This is a genomic window from Pedococcus bigeumensis, from assembly GCF_006438965.1.
Classification (GTDB): Bacteria; Actinomycetota; Actinomycetes; order Actinomycetales; family Dermatophilaceae; genus Pedococcus; species Pedococcus bigeumensis_A.
On the sequence record NZ_RCZM01000004.1, the window covers coordinates 216,063 to 235,753 of the forward strand.

A 19,691-nucleotide genomic window follows, 5' to 3' on the forward strand; every position below is an offset into this window, starting at 1 on the left:
TCGACGTTCCTCCAGGGAAGTCCACGGGTGGCGGTCCGCGTCAGCTCGGTGAGATCTGCAGCCAGTCGTACCAGCCGTTGTGCAGCACCAGCCAGGCGATGAGTCCGTAGCCCGCCTGCCCCGGGTGGTGCGCGATCCGGCTCGCCGCCAGGTCGCTCTGCCACTGCTCGTGACCGAGCAGGGGGCGGAAGCAGTCGACGAACGGCACACCCCGCCGGGCACAGACGTCGGCCTGGGCCTCGACGAGGACGTCGAGCTTGGCGTTGATCTCCTCGTCGTCGGCCGGCGGCGGGCTGACCACGAACGTGCCGATCCCCGCGCTCGCGGCGTCGTCGAGGATGTTGGCCAGGTTGAGGCGGTGCCGGGCCAGCGTCACGCCGCTCGCCGCGTCGTTGCCGCCGACCGAGATGACCAGACGCTTCTCGGCCCGCCCGGCCCAGCGCGGCGCGCACTCGGACTTCCAGCGGGCCAGCACGTCGGCGGTCGTGTCGCCGCGGACACCGAGGTTGTAGGCGGTCACCTCGAGGTCGGCGCTATGGGTGCGACCGACCACGCGGGACACCCAGCCCTGACCCTTGGGGTCACCGACACCGGCCACGAGCGAGGCGCCGACGAAGACGATGCCCACGTCCCGGGGTCCGTCGGAGGCAACCTGGAACTCGGCGCTCGGGGTGAAGGTGGGGTCGCTCACGCGTCAGTCCTCGTCGTCGTCGAGGCGGGCCAGCCAGGTGGCCAGTCGCTCGACAGGGGTCTCGAAATCGGGATTCAGGTCCACGAAGGTCCGCAGCTGGTCGGCCAGCCACTCGAAGGAGACTTCTTCTTCCCCTCGGCGAGCGACCAGCTCCTCGATGCCGCGATCCGTGAAGTACACGAGGCAAGGCTAACGGGGGTATGCCGCGTGGCTGGCTCAGCCACGCGGCATACCGTGCGCTGTCTGACTCGTGCTGGCGCGGCCCCAGCGCGCTGAGATCCCAGCTCTCGGGCTCGGCGAAGGACCTGCGGCCCGAAAGCTGGGATCTCGATGCGCGTCTAGCGGTTGAAGGCTCCCGTGATGAGCTCGGCCTGCTGCTCGGCGTGCCGCTTGCTGGAGCCGGTGGCGGGCGAGGCCGAGGCCTTGCGCGACACGACCCGCAGCTGGCGGCTCTCGCCGAGGTCCGCGAGGGCCTGCGGCAGGTTGAGCGCCATGAACGGCCAGGCGCCCTGGTTGTTCGGCTCGTCCTGCACCCACACCACGTCGGCGTTGGGGTACTTGGCGAGCTCGGCGGCGATCTCCTTGGCCGGCAGGGGAGCCAGCTGCTCGACCCGCACGATCGCGGTGGTCGTGTCGCCGGCCTTCTCGCGGGCCGCTTCGAGGTCGTAGACGACCTTACCGCTGGCCAGCAGGACCCGGGTGACACCGGCGTTGTCGAACGAGGCGCGGTCGGGCAGCACCGGACGGAAGGTGCCCTCGGTGAAGTCGGCCGGCATGCTGCTCGCCGCCTTGAGCCGCAGCATCGACTTCGGCGTGAAGACGATGAGCGGGCGACGCGGACGGGCGTAGGCCTGACGACGCAGCAGGTGGAAGTAGCTCGCCGGCGTCGACGGGTAGGCCACCGTCATGTTGTCCTCGGCGCACATCTGCAGGAAGCGCTCGATGCGGGCGGAGGAGTGGTCCGGTCCCTGGCCCTCGTAGCCGTGGGGGAGCAGCAGCACGACGGACGAGCGCTGGCCCCATTTCTGCTCCGAGGAGCTGATGAACTCGTCGATGATGGTCTGGGCGCCGTTGAGGAAGTCGCCGAACTGCGCCTCCCACAGGACCAGCGCGTCGGGACGCTCGACCGAGTAGCCGTACTCGAAGCCCATGGCCGCGAACTCGGACAGCAGCGAGTCGTAGACCCAGAACCGGGCCTGGCCCTCGCCGAGGTAGAGCAGCGGCGTCCATTCCTCGGCGGTGTGCTTGTCGATCAGCACCGCGTGGCGCTGGACGAACGTGCCGCGACGGCTGTCCTGGCCGGCGAGGCGCACGGGTGTGCCCTCCATCAGCAGCGACCCGAAGGCCATCAGCTCACCGGTGGCCCAGTCGATGCCACCGTCGCGGGTCGACTGCGCGCGCTTCTCCATGGCCTGCAACAGCTTGGGGTGCACGGTGAAGCCCTGCGGGGGGTTCACGAACGCGTCGCCGATGTGTTGGAGCTGGTCGGCCGAGATCGCGGTCTGGTCCGCAGACCGGGTGGCCTGGTCGGTGGCCTGCGCGGTCGGCGGCTCGAGACCGGAGTGGCCCTCGGCGTCGGTGCCGGCCAGCGTCCGGTCGGTGGCCTCGTCGCTGCTGGCCGCGGCCTCCTTGAGGGCCGCCTTGGTCTCGACGAAGACGCGCTCGAGCTGCTGCTGGTAGTCGCGCAGCGCTCCTTCGGCGTCCTCCTGGCTGATGTCGCCTCGACCGATGAGCGACTCGGTGTAGAGCTTGCGGACCGAACGCTTGGCCTCGATGAGGTTGTACATGAGCGGCTGGGTCATCGAGGGATCGTCGCCCTCGTTGTGACCACGGCGGCGGTAGCACACCATGTCGATGACGACGTCCTTGTTGAACTCCTGCCGGAACTCGTAGGCCAGCTCGGCCACCCGGACACAGGCCTCGGGGTCGTCGCCGTTCACGTGGAAGATCGGCGCCTGGATCATCCGGGCGACGTCGGTGGAGTAGGTGCTCGAGCGGGAGGCGCTCGGCGAGGTCGTGAAGCCGACCTGGTTGTTGATGACGACGTGGATGGTGCCGCCGGTGCGGTAGCCACGCAGCTGCGACAGGTTGAGCGTCTCGGCGACGACGCCCTGTCCGGCGAAGGCCGCGTCGCCGTGCATCAGCAGCGGCAGCACGGTGAAGTCCTCGCCCGCGAGGTCGAGCCGGTCCTGCTTGGCGCGGGTGATGCCCTCGAGGACCGGGTTGACCGCCTCGAGGTGCGAGGGGTTGGCGGCGAGGTAGACCTTGGTCTTGCTGCCGTCCTCGGCGACGAACTCGCCCTCGGTGCCGAGGTGGTACTTCACGTCGCCGGAACCCTGCACGGACTTGGGGTCCTGCTTGCCCTCGAACTCGCGGAAGATCTGGCCGTAGGACTTGCCCGCGATGTTGGCGAGCACGTTGAGGCGCCCGCGGTGCGGCATACCGATGCAGACCTCGTCCATCGAGTCCGCGGCGGCGCGGCACAGGATGCGGTCGAGCAGCGCGATGACCGACTCGCCGCCCTCGAGGCTGAACCGCTTCTGGCCGACGAACTTGGTCTGCAGGAACGTCTCGAACGCCTCGGCGGCGTTGAGGCGACGCAGGATCCGCAGCTGTTCGTCAGGGCCGGGCTTGGCGTAGCCGACCTCGATCTTGGCCTGCAGCCAGCGGCGCTGCTCCGGGTCCTGGATGTGCATGTACTCGGTGCCGATGGTGCGGCAGTAGGAGTCACGCAGAATGCCGAGGACCTTGCGCAGCCGCAGCATCGGCGCGCCGCCGAAGCCACCGGTCGCGAAGTCTCGCTCGAGGTCCCAGAGGGTCAGCCCGTGGCTGGTGACGTCGAGGTCGGGGTGGCGACGCTGGCGGTACTCGAGCGGGTCGGTGTCGGCCATCAGGTGACCGCGCACCCGGTAGGCGTGGATCAGCTCCTGGACGCGCGCGGTCTTGTTGACGTCGTCGTCGTGGTGGGTGGAGATGTCCTGCACCCAGCGCACCGGCTCGTAGGGGAGGCGCAGGCTCTCGAAGATCTCGTCGTAGAAGCCGTTCTCGCCGAGCAGCAGCTGGTGCACGATCCGTAGGAAGTCACCGGACTGGGCGCCCTGGATGATCCGGTGGTCGTAGGTGCTGGTGAGCGTGAGGATCTTGGAGACGGCGTTGCGGTTGAGCGTCTCCTGGGCTGCGCCCTGCCACTCGGCGGGGTACTCCAGCGCCCCGACGCCGATGATCGCGCCCTGCCCGGCCATCAGCCGCGGGACCGAGTGGTTGGTGCCGATGGTGCCGGGGTTGGTCAGGGTCAGCGTGGTGCCCTGGAAGTCCTCGACGGTGAGCTTGTTGGCGCGCGCCTTGCGGACGACGTCCTCGTAGGCCGTCCAGAAGTGCGCGAAGTCCATCGTCTCGGTCGACTTGATGGACGGGACCAGGAGCGCGCGGGTGCCGTCCGGCTTGGCCATGTCGATCGCGAGGCCGAGGTTGACGTGGCCCGGGATGACCAGCGCCGGCTTGCCGTTCTCCTCGGTGAAGCCGTTGTTCATCTCCGGCATGTGACCCAGCGCCTTGACGAGGGCGTAGCCGATGAGGTGGGTGAACGACACCTTGCCGCCGCGGGAGCGCTGCAGGTGGTTGTTGATGACGACGCGGTTGTCGATGAGCAGCTTGGCCGGGACCGCGCGGACACTGGTCGCGGTGGGGACCGTCAGCGACGTCTCCATGTTGGTCACCGTGCGGGCGCTGGCACCGCGCAGTGGCTTGACCTGGTCCTGGTTGACGGCCTCTGTCGCCTTGGGAGCCTCGGGCTCACGAGGCTTGGGTGCCGACTTCGCGGCAGCGGTGTCGCCGCCGGTGCCGGCTTCCTTGTCCTCGGGCTTGGTGGCCGTCGCCTTGTCGCTCTTGGCATCGGCCTTGTCGGTCGTGCTGGCCTGCGTCTGCACGGCGGCAGGCGACGAAGCGGCCGGGGTCGCCGAGGTGGCGGGCGCAGCAGCGGCGGCCGGAGCAGCAGGAGCGGCGGCCGGGGCGGGTGCGGGGGCCGACCTGGCGGACGCTGGTGCCGGGGCCGGTGTTGAAGGGGCCGGAGCGGTGGCGGCGGTCGGGGTCGAGGTCCCGTTGGACCCGGATCCGTTCGCAGCACCACTGTCGCTGGGCTGGTAGTCCTCGAACAGGGACCACCAGGCCTTGTCCACGGAGTTCTTGTCGTTCTTGTACTGCTCATACAGCTCGTCCACGAGCCACTCGTTCGGCCCGAAGGCCGCCTGGGGGTCGTTGGTCGGGAACTGGTCGGGCACGGCGGATACGCCTCTTTCATAGCGTCGACAATGACGGGGCAATTACGTGCTCCCAGCCTAGCCCCGCACGCTTGGCGGCGCTGCGGCGGGGAAGAGGTTTCCGGGACCCGGGCCGCGACCGCCGCCGACCACCACCGGGTATGCCGCGGGGCCGGCTCCCGTGGTGGGAACCGGCCCGCGGCATACCAGGATCGTGCCTGTCTGGTGTGGCGAACTGCCTAGCTGATGTCGCTGCGGACCGTGCGCCAGGAGCCGAAGCCGGCCAGCACGGCAGCGTAAGCGGCCAGCACGAGCGCACCGGCCCACCAGGAGAGCGGCTGGATGGCGTTGTCTCCCCCCTGGGTCACTCCGTTCACCATCGCTGCGCTCGCCTGGGTCGGCAGGTACGGGACGATGTGGTCGTGGCCCCAGTCCCACAGCCCGAGCAGGACGCCAGCGATCGGCTCGATGATCCACGCCACGCCCACGGAGATCAGCAGGGCCGCGACCTGGTTCGGGATGAGGATGCCGGCGCCCAGTCCGATGAGCGCCCAGAGGCCGAGGACGAGGAGGCCCAGGGCCAGCGTCCGGAAGACACCCGCTGTGGGGAAGGCCTCGAACCCGCGCGCGCTGAGCACGATGGCCCCCGCGATGATCGACCCGGCCAAGGAAATGAGCCCGTAGATGGCGCCGATCCCGAGCAGCGCGACGACCTTGGCACCCATGACCCGGGCCCGTTTCGGGGTCCCGAGGAAAGTGCTGGTGATGGTCTTGTGGCGGTACTCGCTGCCGATCTGCATGATTCCGATGACGAGGGTCAGGAGGTATCCGACCTGGAGTCCGCCCGTGTAGACGCTGTTGGCGATCTGCTCCGGGGTGCCGGTGGGAATGCCCCTGGCGGCGTCGGCGGCGCTCTGCGGCTGGGTGAACAGGAAGCCGAAGAGCACGGCGAGGCCGGCTCCGGCGACGAACATGGCGATGGCCAGTCCCCACCACATCCGCGTGGTGAAGAACTTGCGGAACTCGGCCTTGATGGCGTTGGTCATTCGTTGCCCCCTTCCTGTCCGGCGATGGCGTCTCGCTCGGTCGCGGCACCCTGTCCGGTGACGCCGGTGACGCCGGTGACGCCGGTGACGCCCTCGCCGAGGTTGCGGTTGGTGCCTTCGGTGAGCTCGAAGAAGACGTCCTCCAGGTCAGTCATCGCGCGGTGCAGCTCGTAGATCGGCAGCCCGGCGCGCAGCGCCACGTCGCCGATGAGCCGGAGGTCATTGGTGTCGACCATGATGGCGTCGCCCTCCACCGTGCTGGTCACGTCGGCGACCCGGAGGGCGCCGGCGAGGGCATCGTGGTCGGTCGTGCGGACCAGTGCGCGGGGGGCGCCGTGCAGGTCGGCCATCGCGCCCTGCTTGACCAGCCGGCCGTTGGAGATGATGACCACGTCGTCGACGGTCTGCTCGACCTCCTGCAGCATGTGGCTGGAGATGAGGATGGTCTTGCCCTGGGTGGACAGGTGACGCAGGAACCCGCGCAGCCACCGGATGCCTTCGGGGTCGAGGCCGTTGGCGGGCTCGTCGAGGATGAGCACTTGGGGGTCGCCCAGCATTGCCGCGGCGAGTCCGAGCCGCTGGCGCATACCCATCGAGTAGCCCCCGGCCCGCTTGCGCGCGGCTGCCGGGATGCCGACGAGCTCGAGCATCTCGTCCACCCGCGGGGCTCCGACGCCAGCCGTGTCCGCGAGCACGCGCAGGTGGTCACGCCCGGTGCGGCCGGGGTGGAAGTTGGTGGCCTCCAGGGCCGATCCCACGACCGACATCGGCTGGGTGATGTCGTGGTAGTCCTGGCCGCCGATGGTTGCCGCACCGCTGGAGGGGTTGACCAGGCCGAGCAGCATGCGAAGCGTGGTCGTCTTGCCGGCGCCGTTGGGGCCGAGGAAGCCGGTGATCCGGCCGGGCTCGACGGTGAAGGACAGGTTGTCGACGGCGGTGAAGGTGCCGAACCGCTTCGTGAGGTTGCGCACCTCGATGCGGGCGCCGTCGGTCGGCCTCGTCGGTGGCGCTGTGGTCGTGGTCATCGTTCCCCCGGGTTGAGTGACATGGGCTCATCCTGCCAACTCCCGTAGGGGGAGGGTCAACCGGGTTGTCGGCACGTCGGGCGCGTTCGGGACTCTTCGCTGGTCAGCACGGCTCCCGGCCACGCGGCATACCTCGCAGCGGTCGGCGAGTCGGCGGGAGGCGGGCCGGACCTTAGGATGTCCGCACTATGACCGAATGGTTGCTGGTCCTGACCGGCGTGGGGTTGACGATCGGCACAGCCATCTTCGTGGCCACGGAGTTCTCGCTGGTCGCGCTCGACCGGCCGACGGTGCAGAAGGCGATCGACTCGGGGGACCCGCGCGCCGAGGTGGTGCTCGGGTCACTGAAGCGCCTCTCGACCCAGCTGTCGGCGGCACAGGTCGGCATCACCCTGACCACGCTGATCCTGGGCTTCCTCGCGACGCCGTCGCTGGGCGTGCTGCTCGAGACGCCGCTGCGGGCGGTGGGACTGAGCGGGTCGACGGTGGACTCGGTCGCGGCGATCCTGGCGCTGGTCATCGCGACGTTGTTCTCGATGGTGTTCGGTGAGCTGCTGCCGCAGTTCCTCGGAATCTCCGCGCCATTGGCGACCGCCAAGATCGTGGCGATGCCGGTGCGCGGTTTCGCCTTGGTCGCGCGACCCCTGATCTTCGTGCTCAACGGCTCCGCCAACCTGTTCCTGCGGGCGCTCGGCATCACCCCGCAGGAAGAGCTGTCCGGCGCGCGCACGCCGCAGGAGCTCGCCTCGCTGGTGCGCCGCTCCGCCCAGGCGGGCACCCTCGACGCGGGCACGGCCCGGCTGGTCACCAAGTCGCTGAACTTCGGCGAGCAGACGGCGGCCGACGTGATGAGCCCGCGAGCCAGGGCGTCGTCGATCGAACGCACCGCCACGGCCGAGGACGTCGTCCGGCTGGCGCGGCGCACCGGTCACTCCCGTTTCCCCGTCACCGGGGAGGATTGGGACGACATCGACGGCGTGGTGCACGTCAAGCGCGCCATCGCCGTCCCCCACGAGCGGCGCGACGACGTGCCGGTGTCGGCGCTGATGGTGCCGCCGCTGCTCGTGCCCGAGACCATCCGGCTCGACCCGCTGCTGTTGATGCTGCGCGAGCACGGTCTCCAGCTCGCGATCGTCGTCGACGAGTACGGCGGGACGGCGGGCATCGTGACCCTGGAGGACGTCGTCGAGGAGATCGTCGGCGAGGTGTCCGACGAGCACGACGTGTTCCGCACGACCGGCCGCGAGTTCACCGACGGGTCGTGGACGGTCCCCGGGCTGTGGCGGCCCGACGAGGTGCGCGAGCGCCTGGGTGCCGTGGTGCCGGACGGACCTGCCTACGAGACGACCGGCGGCTACGTGATGGCCGACCTCGGCCGGATCCCCACTGTCGGTGACACCGTCTCCATCCCCGGCTGGGAGATCACCGTGCTGGCGATGGACGGGATGCGCGCCGACCGGCTGCGCTTCGTCCCGTTGGCGAACGGTGCCGCAGCCGCCGACGGCGAGACGCCGTCGACTGGCCGGACGCCGTCGACCGGCCAGTCGACGTCGACCGGCCAGACAGATGCCGACGACCCGGGTGTGTCGGGCAACGGCGAGGCGGGCAGATGAGCGCCGGCGCCGTCTGGGTCACCATCCTGCTGCTCCTGCTCAACGCGTTCTTCGTGGGGGCCGAGTTCGCGGCCATGGCGGCCCGCCGCTCGACCCTGGAACCGCTCGCGGCGAACGGGTCGCGTCGCGCCCAGGTCTGCCTGGACGCCCTCGAGCAGATGGGTTCGCTGCTCGCCTGTGCGCAGCTCGGGATCACGGTGTGCTCGGTGCTCCTGGGTGCGATCTCCGAGGCCGCCCTGCACCACGCCCTCGAACCCGTCGTGCACCACCTGGGTCTGCCCGACGGAGTCACCGACGGGGCGGCCCTGGCCCTCGCCCTGTTCATCGTCGTCTACCTGCACGTCGTGGTCGGCGAGATGATCCCGAAGAACCTCGCCCTCGCCGGACCGGAACGCTCGGCGCTGATCCTCGTGCCGCTCCTGCTGTTCATCACCAGGACGCTGCGCCCGATCATCTCGGTGATGGAGGCCATCGCGAAGTCACTCGTGCGCCTGTTCGGGGTGGAGCCCAAGGACGAGATCACCTCGGCGTTCACGGTCGAGGAGGTCGAGCACATCCTCGCGGAGAGCCGCCATGAGGGCCTGATCAAGGAGGGCCAGCACGGGCTGGTCGGCGCGGCCCTGGAGTTCAGCGACAAGGATGCGGTCGATGTCGCCGTGGCGCTGTCCGACCTGGTGACCCTGCCCCTGACGGCGACCCCGGACGACGTCGAGCGACTGGTCGCCAAGCGGGGCTTCTCGCGCTACCCCTTGCTGGACCGGTCGGGGGAGCTCACTGGCTACCTCCACCTCAAGGACGTGCTCTATGCCGACGACACCGAGCGCGACATCGCCGTGCCGGTCAAGCGGGTCCGCAAGCTCGCGACGGTGCAGGCCGCCGACGAGGTCGAGGAGGTGCTGCGCACGATGCAGCGCACCGGATCCCACCTCGCCCGGGTGGTCGATCCCGAGGGCCAGGACATCGGCGTCGTCTTCCTCGAGGATGTCATCGAGGAGCTCGTCGGCGAGGTCACCGACGCCTCCCAGCGCTGAGGCGACGCGCTCGCGGGCCCAGCCCCGCGGCATACGGTCGCGGTGGTCTGGAAAGTCTGTGCACAGACCCCGGCACGACTGCGCAGAGACCTGCTCTCTGCGCACCAGGCTCACCGTCTGTGCACAGATGGCGGTGCGCGGGAATGGGGCAACGAAAGTGGCCCAGCGCTGTGCGCCGAGCCACTCTCGTGTGGGTGCCCCCGGCAGGATTCGAACCTGCGCCACCGCCTCCGGAGGGCGGTGCTCTATCCCCTGAGCTACGGGGGCGGACACATACGCCCCCGCGAAGGAGGCGCCCGCCGAGGTTAGCAGCCTAGGGTGACCTGCATGGAACCCGGGGGACTCGTCTATGTCTGCGATGACACCGAGCAGATCCGGCGCCTCATCAGGGTCAACCTCGAGCTCGAGGGCTACGACGTCCGCGAGGTCACCGACGGCGGGCAGCTGCTCGAGGAGCTGCGCGCGCGCACCGACGTGCCGGGCGTGATCACCCTCGACGCGCAGATGAGTCCGCGCGACGGCTGGTGGACGATCTCCCAGATCCGGGCCGACCCCCGCCTCGCCGACGTCCCCGTGATCATGGTGACGGCCTCGGTCCAGCAGCACGACCGGGTCCAGGCCCAGGGGTCCGGGCTCGACGCGTTCGTGTCCAAACCGTTCGACCCGGAACACCTCATCGAGCTGGTCCACGGCTTCATGGCCGAGGGCAGGGCGCACCAGCCCGCGCCCTAGACTTGCCCGGGTGACTCCCGAAGAGCTCTCCGCAGCCATCCGCAAGGCCCTCACCGAAGCCGTCGCCGCAGGCGACCTCCGCGTGGACGTGCCCGCGGAGGTCCGCGTGGAGCGTCCGCGCAACCGCGACCACGGGGACTGGTCCACCAACATCGCCCTCCAGCTCGCCAAGGGCGCAGGTATGCCGCCACGAGACGTCGCGACCGCGCTCGCCACCCGCCTCGGCCAGGTGCCGGGCGTCAAGGCCGTCGACATCGCCGGCCCCGGCTTCCTCAACATCACCCTCGACGCGGCGTCCGCCGGCGAGCTCGCCCGGTCCATCGTCGAGGCGGGCGCGGACTACGGCCACAACGACTCCGAGGCCGGGCATGTCATCAACGTCGAGTTCATCTCGGCCAACCCGACCGGTCCACTGCACCTCGGGCACACCCGCTGGGCTGCCCTCGGCGACGCCATGTCGCGGCTGCTCAAGGCTTCCGGCGCGACCGTGACGACCGAGTACTACATCAACGACGCCGGCGCCCAGATGGACAAGTTCGCGACGTCGGTGCTGGCGCGGGCCAAGGGTGAGCCGACCCCCGAGGGTGGCTACCCCGGCGCCTACATCGACGACCTGGCTGCCCAGGTGCTGGCTGCCCGCCCCGACCTGCTCGAGCTGCCGGAAGCCGAGGCACTGGCGGCGGCCCGGGAGGTTGCCTACCCGGCGCAGCTGAAGGACATCCAGGACACGCTGGCCGACTTCGGTGTCGCGTTCGACGTGTGGTTCTCCGAGGCCGAGCTGCACGACTCGGGCGCCGTGGAGCAGGCCGTCGAGCGCCTCCGTGGACAGGGCCACGTCTTCGACGAGGGCGGCGCCGTGTGGCTGCGGACCACGGACTTCGGTGACGACAAGGACCGGGTCCTGGTGCGCGCCAACGGCGAGCCGACCTACTTCGCCGCCGACGCTGCCTACTACCTGTCCAAGAAGGACCGCGGCTTCGACGAGAAGATCTACCTGCTCGGCGCCGACCACCACGGCTACATCAACCGGCTCAAGGCGATCGCGGCCTGCGCCGGCGACGACAAAGCGCACAACATCGAGGTGCAGATCGGCCAGCTGGTCAACCTCGGTGGCGCCAAGCTGTCCAAGCGGGCCGGCAACATCATCGAGCTGCGCGACCTGATCAACTGGATCGGCACCGACGCGATCCGCTACTCCCTGTCGCGCTACCCGGCGGACAGCCCGCTGTCGCTCGACGGGGAAGAGCTGCGCAAGCAGACCAACGACAACCCGGTCTTCTACGTGCAGTACGCCCACGCCCGGACGTCCAACGTCGCCAAGCTGGCGGGGGAGGACGGAGTCGACCGCGCCGACGGGTTCGACCCGTCGCTGCTCACCGACCCTACCGAGGCGGCGTTGCTGGCCATCCTCGGCGACTTCCCGCGGGTGGTGGCCCACGCGGCGCACCTGCGCGAGCCGCACCGGGTCGCGCGCTACCTCGAGGACCTCGCCGGCCACTTCCACAAGTGGTACGACACCTGTCGGGTGCGGCCGATGACCGCGGACGAGGAGATCACCGACCTGCACCGCACCCGGCTGTGGCTCAACGACGCCACTCGGCAGGTGCTGGCCAACGGGCTGGCCCTGCTCGGAGTCTCGGCACCCGAGCGGATGTGACCCCACCCGCGCCGACCGCGAGACAGTGATCGGGACAGCAGGCGGTAGGCGTGGGTACCACGAGGTCGGAAAGGCAGGCGGCAGCAGATGCGCGCTCACGAGGCGGGAGCCCTCCACGCCCAGGGATACGGCGGGCCGCCGCACTGGCTGCCGTGGCCGACCGACGTCATGGAGCTGCTGCCGCAGCTGTGGCCGCAGACCATCGGCCGTGACGAGCACGGGCGGCTGACGGTTGGCGGGCTCGACGTGGTGAGCATCGCGCGCGAGTTCGGCACCGCGGCATACGTCATCGACGAGGAGGACTTCCGCGCCCGGGCGCGGGCCTTCCGTGACGAGTTCGCCGCCCCGTTCGCCGAGCTCGGCGGGGTCGACGTGTTCTACGCCGGCAAGGCGTTCCTGTGCGCAGAGGTGGCGCGCTGGGTGGCCGATGAAGGGCTCTGCCTCGACGTCTGCTCCGGCGGCGAGCTCGCTGTTGCGCAGCGGGCGGGCTTCCCTGCGGAGCGAATCGGCTTGCACGGCAACAACAAGTCGGTCACCGAGATCCGCCAGGCCCTCGAGTACGGCGTCGGGCGGATCGTCGTCGACTCGTTCGAGGAGATCGAGCGCATCGTGGCCGTCGCCACGGAGCTCGGTGTCCGCGCGCCCGTCATGGTCCGGGTCACCGTCGGCGTCGAGGCGCACACGCACGAGTTCATCGCGACCGCCCACGAGGACCAGAAGTTCGGCTTCTCCTTGGCCGGTGGCAAGGCGGCGGAGGCGGTCAGCCGCATCCTGGCGCACGGGGACCGGCTCGAGCTGCTCGGACTGCACTCACACATCGGCAGCCAGATCTTCGACACCGCAGGGTTCGAGGTCTCGGCCCGACGCCTGATCGGGTTGCACGCCGAGGTGGCTCGGCTGCACGGCGTCCACATGCCCGAGCTCGACCTCGGTGGGGGCTACGGCATCGCCTACACGAGCGAGCACACCCCGATGGCCCCGCGCGAGCTGGGCGAACAGATGGCCGACCTGGTCCGCCGCGAGCTCAAGGCGGTCGGCGACGGCAGCCCCGACACCCCGGTGCCGAGGGTCTCGATCGAGCCCGGGCGGGCCATCGTGGGGCCGAGCACGTTCACGCTCTACGAGGTGGGCACCGTCAAGGACGTCGACCTGGGTGAGGGTGTGCAGCGCGCCTATGTCTCGGTCGACGGGGGGATGAGCGACAACATCCGCACCGCCCTCTATGACGCCGACTACTCCTGCACCCTCGCGAACCGCAGCTCCGACGAGCCGCCGCGGCTGGCCCGCGTGGTGGGCAAGCACTGCGAGAGCGGCGACATCGTCGTCATGGACGAGTACCTGCCCAACGACATCAGGGCCGGCGACCTGATCGCGGTGCCCGGCACCGGCGCCTACTGCCGCAGCATGGCGAGCCAGTACAACCACACCCCCCGTCCGCCCGTGCTGGCCGTCCGGGACGGGCGGGCCAGGGTCCTGGTCCGCCGCGAGACGGTGGAGGATCTGCTGGCGCTGGACGTCGGCTGACGAAGGATTGGCGCGGATGGACCCGGCAGGGACAAAGACGTCCGGATGACGGAACAATGAGCGTCCACACCGTGGACACGGCAGCATGGCCCGGGTCCGGCAGAAGCCCGACGAGGGCGCAAGGAGCACGCAGTGAGGGAAGTCAGCGTGAGTGAGAGCGAGCAGGCGACGGCCGAGCAGCCCCTGAAGGTGGCGCTCCTCGGGTGCGGCGTCGTGGGGTCGTCCGTGGCCCGGATGCTCACCCAGCACTCCGACGACCTCGCCGCGCGGGTCGGCCGACCGCTCGAGCTGATCGGCATCGCCGTGCGCCGCGCGGGCAAGGACCGGTCGGACCTGCCCGTGGACCCCGCGCTGTTCACGACCGACGCCGAGTCGATCATCACCGAGGCAGACATCGTCATCGAGGTCATCGGTGGCATCGAACCGGCCAGAACCCTCATCGAGCTGGCCATGAAGAGCGGCGCCTCCGTGGTGTCGGCCAACAAGGCGCTGCTGGCCGAGGCCGGCCCGGCGCTCTACGCCGCGGCCGCCGAGCACGGCGTCGACCTCTACTACGAGGCCGCGGTCGCCGGAGCGATCCCGATCCTGCGCCCGATCCGCGAGTCGCTCGCCGGTGACGACATCCGCAAGGTGCTGGGCATCGTCAACGGCACCACCAACTACGTGCTCGACAAGATGGACTCCACCGGCATGGGCTTCGCCGAGGCCGTCGAGCAGGCTCAGGCGCTGGGCTACGCCGAGGCCGACCCGACCGCCGACGTCGAGGGTTTCGACGCCGCTGCCAAGGCCGCCATCCTCGCCTCTCTCGCCTTCCACACCCGCGTCTCGAGCGACCAGGTCTACCGCGAGGGCATCACCGAGGTGTCCGCCGCCGACGTGCAGGCCGCGCGCGAGATGGACTGTGTCGTCAAGCTTCTCGCGATCTGCGAGCGCACCGAGGTGGTCGGTTCCGACGGCACGCTGGCACCGGGCGTCAGTGTCCGTGTGCACCCCGCCATGATTCCTCGGTCGCACCCCCTGGGCGGCGTTCGCGACGCCTTCAACGCGGTCTTCGTCGAGGCCGAGGCCGCCGGCGAGCTGATGTTCTACGGCAAGGGCGCCGGTGGTGACCCCACCGCGAGCGCGGTCCTCGGTGACGTCGTCGCCGTGGCGCGGCACCGGGTCGGTGGCGGTCGCGGTCCCGGCGAGTCCGCCTACGCCGACCTCCCCGTCCTCGAGATGGGCCAGGCCCTCACGAGGTACCACATCAGCCTCGACGTGGCCGACCGCCCGGGTGTCCTCGCCCAGGTCGCGACCTCCTTCGCCGAGCACGGGGTGTCCATCGAGACGGTCCGCCAGCAGATCATCGCGGCGGACCCCGATGGCCCCGACGCAGAGTCCCGCGAGACCAGCGCCAACCTCATCGTCGTGACCCACACCGCTCCGGACGCCGCGCTCGCAGCCACCGTCCAGGCCCTCGCCGCGCTCGACACGGTCCGTGACGTCGTGTCCGTGATGCGGGTGGAAGGCGCCTGATGGCCAGCCTGTGGCGCGGCGTGATCCGCGAGTATGCCGACCGGTTGCCGATGCTCGAGGGTGCACCGGTGGTGACCCTCCAGGAGGGCGGGACCCCGCTCATCCCTGCCGAGCACCTGTCCGAGCTCGTCGGCGCGACTGTCTTCGTGAAGTACGAGGGCCTCAACCCGACGGCGTCGTTCAAGGACCGGGGCATGACGGCCGCGATCTCGATGGCGGCCAAGCACGGCGCCAAGGCCGTGATCTGCGCGTCGACCGGCAACACCAGCGCCAGCGCCGCGGCCTACGCCACCAAGGCCGGCATGACCTGTGCGGTGCTGGTCCCCGACGGCAAGATCGCGATGGGCAAGCTCAGCCAGGCCATCGCGCACGGCGCCACCCTCCTGCAGGTCGACGGCAACTTCGACGACTGCCTCACCCTGGCCCGCAAGCTGGCCGAGTCCTATCCCGTCGACCTGGTCAACTCGGTCAACCCGGCGCGGATCGAGGGACAGAAGACCGCCGCCTTCGAGGTGGTCGACGCCCTCGGTGACGCTCCCGACATCCACTGCCTCCCGGTCGGCAACGCAGGCAACATCACGGCCTACTGGAAGGGCTACCGCGAGTACCACCGCGGCAGCGAAAACCCCGGCCCTGCAACGAAACTCCCGCAGATGTGGGGCTTCCAGGCGGCCGGCGCGGCTCCGATCGTCCTTGGACACCCCGTCGACGACCCGGACACGATCGCGACCGCGATCCGGATCGGCAACCCGGCCTCGTGGAAGCAGGCCGAGGCGGCCCGCGACGAGTCCAGTGGCCGGATCGAGTCGGTCACCGACGAGCAGATCCTCATCGCCCATCGCATCCTGTCGGCCCGCGAGGGCATCTTCGTCGAGCCGGGTTCGGCGGCCTCGGTCGCCGGTCTGCTGCAGGCCGCAGAGGCCGGACACGTGCCGGCCGGTGCCACGATCGTCTGCACCGTCACCGGGCACGGCCTCAAGGACCCGCAGTGGGCCCTGAAGAACGCCGACGGGTCCGAGGTCACCCCGACGAGGGTGCCGGTCGACGCGTTCACCGCCGCGCAGGCGCTGGGGCTGCAGGACTGATGGGCGAGCTCCTCGCTGGCAGCTCCGTGCAGGTGCGGGTGCCGGCCAGCAGCGCGAACCTCGGTCCGGGCTTCGACTCGGTGGGACTGGCGCTCGGCCTCTGGGACACCTGTGTCGCGACGATCACCGACGAGCCCGGCGTGCAGATCGACGTCGAGGGGGAGGGTGCCGACGAGGTGCCGCGCGACGCGAGCCACCTGGTCGTCCGGACGATGCTGCGGGCCTGGGAGGAGCTGGGCGTCCAGCCTGCCTCGGGGCTGCACCTGCAGTGTCGGAACGAGGTCCCGCACGGCCGTGGGCTGGGCTCCTCTGCGACCGCCATCGTCACGGGAGTCGTTGCGGCACAAGCACTTCACGACGTATGCCGTGGTGTCACCGACCAGCCCGACCTCACCTTCACGAACGACCTCGCCGCGCAGCTCGAGGGCCATCCGGACAACTCGTCTGCCTCGGTCTATGGCGGTCTCACCCTGTCCTGGTCGGACTCGCCCGACGGCGGCACCCAGACGCTGCGCCTCCAGCCGCACCCCGAGGTGCGCGCCCTCGTCCTCGTCCCCGGTGCGCAGCTCTCGACGGCCAAGGCGCGTTCGGTCCTGCCTACGCACATCCGGCACGGCGACGCGGCCCTCAACTCGGCCCGCGCCGCACTGCTCGTCCAGGCGATGACGAGCCACCCTGCATACCTGCTGGCGGCCACCCGCGAGTGGCTCCACCAGGAGGCGCGCCGGGAGTCGTTCGTGGCGTCGATGGCCGTCGTCGACTCCTTGCGGAGCAACGGCCACGCGGCCGTCATCTCGGGCGCCGGACCCTCGGTGCTGGTGCTCACGACTCGTGACCACTCGGCCGACATCACGGCCCACGTGGGTGACGCGTGGCGGGTCCTCGACCCGGGCGTTCCGGCGACTGGAGCGCAGGTCAGGCACCTGACGCACGGGGGCGACAATCTGCGCAGACTGGACTGACGCGAGCACGAACGGTGTTACATTGGGGACGCACTCGCAGCCGATGCCTCCTCTTGCGCATCCAGCAGCGAAATGCACCCACCACATGTCGGCGGCCTTCGTGCTGCCACGCCTCCCTGTGCTGCATGTGGCTCCATTGGTCAGCGCTGCTGACCCAAGCACCGGTCCGGAATCTGATCCCCGGCCGCAAACGAGGGGGAAGGATCCTTCGTGACAGACACCACCACTCTCGACACTGCGGGTTCGCAGGACGAGAAGCCGCGCCGCTCAGGCGCACTGAGCACCATGAAGGTCGCCGAGCTCCAGGGCCTGGCCGCCAGCATGGGCATCACCGGCACCGCCAAGATGCGCAAGGGTGACCTCGTCACCGCCATCAAGGACCGCCAGTCCGGAGCAGGAGCGCCGGCCCGCCGGACCGCCCCGCCGCAGGAGCGTCCGGCCCAGGCCCAGGCCGAGACGCCGGCCGCGGAGCAGCCGCAGAGCCGCACCCAGTCGGCCGACCGCAGTGACGACCGCGCAGACGACCGTGCCGCGCAGAGCGACCGCAGCAACGACCGCACCGCGCAGCGCCGCGAGACCACGGGCGACGACCAGCAGGCCGAGCGCCCCGAGCGCGGCGACCGCCAGCAGGGGGATCGTCCGAGTCGCAACCGTGCGGACCGGGCAGCCCGCCTGCAGGCCCAGCGCCAGAACCGCGACGGCCAGGATGGCGACGCCATCCAGGACCCCGACCAACAGGACCGTGGTCAGGACCGTGGTCAGGACCGTGAGCCCCAGGGGCGCCGCACCCAGGGGCGCGGCACCCAGGGGCGCGACGACCGTCAGCAGGGTGACCGGCAGAGCCGGGACGACCGGCAGGACGACCGCCAGAACCGCGACGACCGCGAGGACCAGGCGCAGGGTGAGCGACGTGACCGGCAGCAGGCCGAGCGTCAGCAGGGCGCCCGGCTGAACCGCGACGAGCGTCAGGGGCGGGACGACCGCCAGGACGACCGCCAGCACCGCGACGACCGCCAGGACGACTGTGACGAGCGGAATGACCGGGGCGGCCGGCAGGGCAACGCGCAGGGCAACGCAGCCGGCCAGGGCCAGCAGGGCGGCCAGCGCGGCCAGGGCACCCAGGGCCAAGGTGCTCAGGGCAACCAGGGCCAGGGCCAGGGCCAGGGCCAGGGCCAGGGCCAGGGCCAGGGCCAGGGCCAGGGCCAGGGCCAGGGTGGTCAGCAGGACCAGCAGGGTTACGACGACGACGGTGACGGCCGGGGCGGACGTCGCCGCAACCGCAACCGCAACCGCAACCGGGACAAGCGCGGCCAGCGCGGCGACTACGGCAGCGACTACGAGAACGAGCCGATGGTCGAGGAGGACGACGTCCTGGTGCCCGTCGCCGGCATCCTCGACGTCCTGGACAACTACGCGTTCGTTCGGACGTCCGGCTACCTCCCGGGACCGGGCGACGTCTACGTACCGCTCGGCATGGTCAAGAAGAACGGCATGCGCAAGGGCGACGCCGTCACGGGTGCCGTGAAGGCCCAGCGCGACGACTCACAGCAGAACCAGCGCCAGAAGTTCAACGCGCTGGTCCGCCTCGACACCGTCAACGGGATGACGCCGGACGACGCCCGCAAGCGCGTCGAGTTCGGCAAGCTGACCCCGCTCTACCCGCAGCAGCGGCTGCGCCTCGAGACCGAGCCGGGCATCCTCACCACCCGGGTCATCGACCTCGTCGCCCCGATCGGCAAGGGTCAGCGTGGTCTGATCGTCGCCCCGGCCAAGGCCGGCAAGACGATGGTCATGCAGGCCATCGCCAACGCGATCACGACGAACAACCCCGAGTGCCACCTCATGGTCGTCCTCGTGGACGAGCGTCCCGAAGAGGTCACCGACATGCAGCGGGCGGTGAAGGGGGAGGTCATCTCCTCGACCTTCGACCGACCGGCAGAGGACCACACGACGGTCGCCGAGCTCGCGATCGAGCGGGCCAAGCGGCTCGTCGAGATGGGCCACGACGTGGTGGTGCTGCTCGACTCCATCACCAAGCTGGGCCGCGCCTACAACCTCGCCGCACCGGCGAGCGGGCGCATCCTGTCCGGTGGTGTCGACTCCGCGGCGCTCTACCCGCCGAAGAAGTTCTTCGGCGCCGCGCGCAACATCGAGAACGGTGGCTCGCTGACCATCCTCGCGACGGCGCTGGTGGAGACCGGCTCGCGCATGGACGAGGTCATCTTCGAGGAGTTCAAGGGCACCGGGAACATGGAGCTCAAGCTCGACCGGGGACTGGCCAACCGCCGCATCTTCCCCGCCGTCGACATCAACAACTCGGGCACCCGCAAGGAGGAGATCCTCCTGTCGGGCGACGAGCTGAAGATCATGTGGAAGCTGCGCCGCGTCCTCGCCGCGCTCGACCAGCAGCAGGGCATCGAGCTGTTGATCGACCGGATCAAGAAGACCAAGAGCAACATCGAGTTCCTCATGCAGGTCCAGCAGAACTCCTCGATCCGTCTCGACGACGAGGACAAGGACTGACCGCACCACCGGCGCAACAGCCAGCCGGGGA

General features: G+C 70.2%; 14 protein-coding genes and 1 tRNA gene. 9 read left to right on the forward strand and 6 right to left on the reverse strand.

The features are described from left to right. Nucleotides 1–40 precede the first annotated feature (40 nt). From EAH86_RS12540 to EAH86_RS12560, 5 genes are all read right to left on the reverse strand, one after another. A complete protein-coding gene (locus EAH86_RS12540) occupies nt 41–691 on the reverse strand; it encodes a GDSL-type esterase/lipase family protein (protein ID WP_140741225.1) in 651 nt (216 codons plus the stop codon). A gap of 3 nt (nt 692–694) precedes the next feature. After that, nucleotides 695–871 carry a DUF6104 family protein gene (locus tag EAH86_RS20465; protein ID WP_140741227.1) on the reverse strand — a complete coding sequence of 59 codons (177 nt, stop codon included), beginning with the start codon at nt 869–871 and terminating at the stop codon, nt 695–697. A gap of 158 nt (nt 872–1,029) precedes the next feature. Next, a complete protein-coding gene (locus EAH86_RS12550) occupies nt 1,030–4,968 on the reverse strand; it encodes a multifunctional oxoglutarate decarboxylase/oxoglutarate dehydrogenase thiamine pyrophosphate-binding subunit/dihydrolipoyllysine-residue succinyltransferase subunit (protein WP_140741229.1) in 3,939 nt (1,312 codons plus the stop codon). Between the two features lie 218 nt (nt 4,969–5,186). After that, complete coding sequence (locus EAH86_RS12555; RefSeq protein ID WP_140741232.1) at nt 5,187–5,993, reverse strand: ABC transporter permease subunit; 807 nt, start codon at nt 5,991–5,993, stop codon at nt 5,187–5,189. Continuing rightward, nucleotides 5,990–7,018, reverse strand: a complete 1,029-nt coding sequence (locus tag EAH86_RS12560) for an ABC transporter ATP-binding protein (protein WP_140741234.1) — start codon at nt 7,016–7,018, stop codon at nt 5,990–5,992. The genes EAH86_RS12555 and EAH86_RS12560 overlap by 4 nt, the downstream gene beginning before the upstream one ends. Before the next feature lie 188 nt (nt 7,019–7,206). Between EAH86_RS12560 and EAH86_RS12565 the strand changes: the two genes are divergently transcribed. Both EAH86_RS12565 and EAH86_RS12570 read left to right on the forward strand, forming a co-directional pair. Continuing rightward, the gene (locus EAH86_RS12565; RefSeq protein WP_140741237.1) at nt 7,207–8,631 is read left to right on the forward strand and encodes a hemolysin family protein; all 1,425 of its coding nucleotides are present in this window, start codon (nt 7,207–7,209) and stop codon (nt 8,629–8,631) included. Beyond that, nucleotides 8,628–9,662 carry a hemolysin family protein gene (locus EAH86_RS12570; RefSeq protein WP_140741239.1) on the forward strand — a complete coding sequence of 345 codons (1,035 nt, stop codon included), beginning with the start codon at nt 8,628–8,630 and terminating at the stop codon, nt 9,660–9,662. Before EAH86_RS12565 ends, EAH86_RS12570 begins: the two co-directional genes overlap by 4 nt. 195 nt (nt 9,663–9,857) lie before the next feature. On the opposite strand, the gene EAH86_RS12575 is transcribed toward EAH86_RS12570, so the two are convergent. After that, nucleotides 9,858–9,929: transfer RNA gene (locus tag EAH86_RS12575), tRNA-Arg, on the reverse strand. Nucleotides 9,930–9,989: 60 nt separating this feature from the next. Here EAH86_RS12575 and EAH86_RS12580 point away from each other — a divergent pair. The 7 genes from EAH86_RS12580 to rho all read left to right on the forward strand — a co-directional run bounded on the left by EAH86_RS12580 (nt 9,990) and on the right by rho (nt 19,660). Beyond that, on the forward strand, nt 9,990–10,394 hold the full coding sequence (locus EAH86_RS12580) for a response regulator (RefSeq protein WP_140741242.1): 405 nt from the start codon (nt 9,990–9,992) through the stop codon (nt 10,392–10,394). 10 nt (nt 10,395–10,404) lie between these two features. Continuing rightward, the gene (gene argS / locus EAH86_RS12585) at nt 10,405–12,051 is read left to right on the forward strand and encodes an arginine--tRNA ligase (RefSeq protein ID WP_140741245.1); all 1,647 of its coding nucleotides are present in this window, start codon (nt 10,405–10,407) and stop codon (nt 12,049–12,051) included. A gap of 87 nt (nt 12,052–12,138) precedes the next feature. After that, a complete protein-coding gene (gene lysA / locus EAH86_RS12590) occupies nt 12,139–13,575 on the forward strand; it encodes a diaminopimelate decarboxylase (RefSeq protein WP_140741248.1) in 1,437 nt (478 codons plus the stop codon). A 147-nt stretch (nt 13,576–13,722) separates the two neighbouring features. Beyond that, nucleotides 13,723–15,090, forward strand: a complete 1,368-nt coding sequence (locus tag EAH86_RS12595; protein WP_140741251.1) for a homoserine dehydrogenase — start codon at nt 13,723–13,725, stop codon at nt 15,088–15,090. Further along, nucleotides 15,090–16,175: a threonine synthase gene (gene thrC, locus EAH86_RS12600; protein ID WP_140741253.1), complete on the forward strand. Its 1,086-nt coding sequence runs from the start codon at nt 15,090–15,092 to the stop codon at nt 16,173–16,175. Before EAH86_RS12595 ends, thrC begins: the two co-directional genes overlap by 1 nt. Beyond that, nucleotides 16,175–17,137, forward strand: coding sequence for a homoserine kinase (gene thrB, locus EAH86_RS12605; protein WP_140741256.1), 963 nt, complete (start codon nt 16,175–16,177; stop codon nt 17,135–17,137). The genes thrC and thrB overlap by 1 nt, the downstream gene beginning before the upstream one ends. A gap of 210 nt (nt 17,138–17,347) precedes the next feature. Further along, complete coding sequence (gene rho / locus EAH86_RS12610) at nt 17,348–19,660, forward strand: transcription termination factor Rho (RefSeq protein WP_277752335.1); 2,313 nt, start codon at nt 17,348–17,350, stop codon at nt 19,658–19,660. Nucleotides 19,661–19,691: the final 31 nt, after the last annotated feature.

Coding starts and splice junctions, on each gene's coding strand:
- EAH86_RS12570 (WP_140741239.1), top strand. CDS start 8,628: ATGAGCGCCGGCGCCGTCTGGGTCACCATCCTGCTGCTCCTGCTCAAC.
- lysA (WP_140741248.1), top strand. CDS start 12,139: ATGCGCGCTCACGAGGCGGGAGCCCTCCACGCCCAGGGATACGGCGGG.
- EAH86_RS12560 (WP_140741234.1), bottom strand. CDS start 7,018: ATGACCACGACCACAGCGCCACCGACGAGGCCGACCGACGGCGCCCGC.
- EAH86_RS12580 (WP_140741242.1), top strand. CDS start 9,990: ATGGAACCCGGGGGACTCGTCTATGTCTGCGATGACACCGAGCAGATC.
- EAH86_RS12555 (WP_140741232.1), bottom strand. CDS start 5,993: ATGACCAACGCCATCAAGGCCGAGTTCCGCAAGTTCTTCACCACGCGG.
- EAH86_RS12565 (WP_140741237.1), top strand. CDS start 7,207: ATGACCGAATGGTTGCTGGTCCTGACCGGCGTGGGGTTGACGATCGGC.
- thrC (WP_140741253.1), top strand. CDS start 15,090: ATGGCCAGCCTGTGGCGCGGCGTGATCCGCGAGTATGCCGACCGGTTG.
- thrB (WP_140741256.1), top strand. CDS start 16,175: ATGGGCGAGCTCCTCGCTGGCAGCTCCGTGCAGGTGCGGGTGCCGGCC.